The sequence below is a fragment of the Bacillus sp. AFS001701 genome (assembly GCF_002559405.1).
Taxonomy (GTDB): domain Bacteria; phylum Bacillota; class Bacilli; order Bacillales; family Bacillaceae_G; genus Gottfriedia.
The window spans coordinates 1-2,363 of the sequence record NZ_NTZO01000172.1 but is presented as its reverse complement, the minus strand read 5'-3'; the positions used below and the strand labels follow the sequence as shown (position 1 = coordinate 2,363).

General features: G+C 29.7%; 3 protein-coding genes. 2 read left to right on the top strand and 1 reads right to left on the bottom strand.

Annotation, left to right across the window (positions count from 1 at the left end; genetic code table 11):
• Both CN514_RS25715 and CN514_RS12850 read left to right on the top strand, forming a co-directional pair.
• A partial coding sequence (locus CN514_RS25715) for a hypothetical protein (protein ID WP_098232936.1) occupies positions 1-575 on the top strand: 575 nt, incomplete at its 5' end.
• Positions 576-607: 32 nt separating this feature from the next.
• The gene (locus CN514_RS12850; RefSeq protein ID WP_098232935.1) at positions 608-1,711 is read left to right on the top strand and encodes an MGDG synthase family glycosyltransferase; all 1,104 of its coding nucleotides are present in this window, start codon (positions 608-610) and stop codon (positions 1,709-1,711) included.
• A gap of 85 nt (positions 1,712-1,796) precedes the next feature.
• Here the strand turns inward: CN514_RS12850 and CN514_RS12845 are convergent.
• A partial coding sequence (locus tag CN514_RS12845) for a polysaccharide deacetylase family protein (protein WP_141529372.1) occupies positions 1,797-2,363 on the bottom strand: 567 nt, incomplete at its 5' end.

Below are 2,363 nucleotides of genomic sequence, written 5' to 3'. Positions count from 1 at the left end.
AAATGATTCATAATTGGATAAAAAATAAATATGAGAGAAAATTAATTTATATAGCATTATCAATTTCGATCATTATTTTCATCATTGCAGGGTGGAAAGTCTCGCATCGAACTGAATTATTAACGAATATTGGACCTCATATACAAAATGGAATACAACATGGATTTCATAAAATGAATCCTTTAAAAATGTATGCGAAAGATAAAGGTTCTCTTGGAAGAATAGGTGTATTTGTGGCATTTATTCTTTTTCCGCTTTATTTTTTAATTAGATTTAAGAAATTAAATGACAAAAAGCAATTTAAGAAATACTTAGGTAAATTATTGAGATGGTGCAAGTTAATACATGTCCCAATCTCGTTAATTACTTTTGCACTAATTACAGTACACTCTGTGATTATGACTTTTTTTAAATGGAAGTCAGATGCTGTTTATATTTCAGGTGTTATAACTTATTTGCTCCTTGTTCCATTAGGAATATTTGGTTTTTTAAGATATAAACGAAAAGATAAAAACTGGCATTACTATCTTTCATTTGCAGTTGTAATCTCAATGTTAATTCATACATTCGTTTAATTAATTTGTCTATTCAAAAGAGGTTGATTAGTATGGTATTGCAGCCTAAAATACTTGTCGTTACATCGAGTTTTGGAAATGGGCATAAAGAAGTATCTAAAGCGTTAAAAAGTGAGTTTGAACATATTAACTTTAACGATGTAACAATTATTGATATATACGAAGAAGCATATCCAACAATAAATGTATTTGCAAAAAATATTCATTTGCAATTATTCCAACATGCCCAAACTATTTATAAATGGTTCTTTTATGGGACTGAGAAATTATTCAGTACAGTCATTTTTGACAGGCTTTTAGAATTATGCGGAAAGAATATAAAAAGTATTCTTCAGAATGAGAAGCCTGATATTATCATTACTACATTTCCTGTTGGGTCTGTAGCAAAATGGAAAAAATATTCATCACATCCTTGTAAATTATATACAGTTGTTACCGACTATTATATTCACCGCTCATGGATTCATAATGAAATCGATCGCTACTATATAGCGACGGAAGGATTAATACATCAAATGGTGAATTTAGGCGTTTCTTTATCGAAAATAGTTGTTAGTGGTATTCCTCTTCGCCAGGAATTTAAAGAAATAGATTTTTTAAATGAAGGAGCAAGTAATTCGAAATCAAACGATCAAATCTTAATAGTTGCTGGGGCAGTCGGATTATTAAAGGACGTTGAAAAAATGGCCAAGCAGTTACTTGCTGAAACAAAACTTAATGTAGCTGTTGTATGTGGCTATAATCGCATCCTTTATAATAAATTAAGTAAGTTAAATGAAGAATACAAAGAGAGACTACAAGTATTTGGCTACGTAAATAATATACGTAATTTGTATAAAAAATCAGATCTCTTAATTACGAAGCCTGGTGGTATTACATTATCAGAATGTATTGCATGTAATTTACCGACAATCTTATATAAACCTACACCAGGCCAAGAAAAAGAGAATTCCCGAATATTTGAAAATGCTGGTGCTTCAGTTACAGTAAAGTCCTTAAATGAATTAACTTTTTATATTAATCGAATTCTTTTCAAATCAAATCATTTAGAACAAATGAAATCATCTCTAACTGCATTAAATAAAGGGTTTAGTTCACAATTAATTGTCAATGATATTTTTAGTTCAATTTCTTAGAAACTTTATGACTAATAACTTTATGAATACGTAAAAACACCACAAGGTAAAGTGTTTCCTTGTGGTGTTTGGTTTGATTTAATAGTTAGTTATCAATCCTAACAAATTGATATTGGTTTTGTAAACAATGTTCAATGTATCTCTCTAATGCTTTTATTGTATGAATAGGAGCATCCTCATCTGCACCAAATGTATCTCCATTATCATGTAATAAAATAATTGCTCCTGGTTTCGTTTGATTTAACAAAAGAGTATAAATGCCTTCACTTCCTTTTTTACTACTCCAATCATTTGCCATTACAGACCATAAAATAATTTTAAGCTTTTTCTGTAATAGGAGTGGTAGTGAAACCAACCCCCAAGGTGGTCGATAATAAAGTGGATCACTGTTCGTTATTTTCTTAATAATACTTGCAGTCTTTTCTATTTGATTTTTTAAGTGTTTAGGACTGAGAAACCAATTACATTTATGTTTATAATTGTGTATTCCGATTAAGTGACCATCTTCATGTATTCTTTTAATGATCGCAGGATACTTTTCGGCTTTTGAACCTAATACAAAAAAAGTTGCTTTAATCGAATGACTTTGGAGTAAATCTAAAAGTAAATTCGTATAAACTGGATGTGGACCATCATCAAAAGTTAAAGCAAT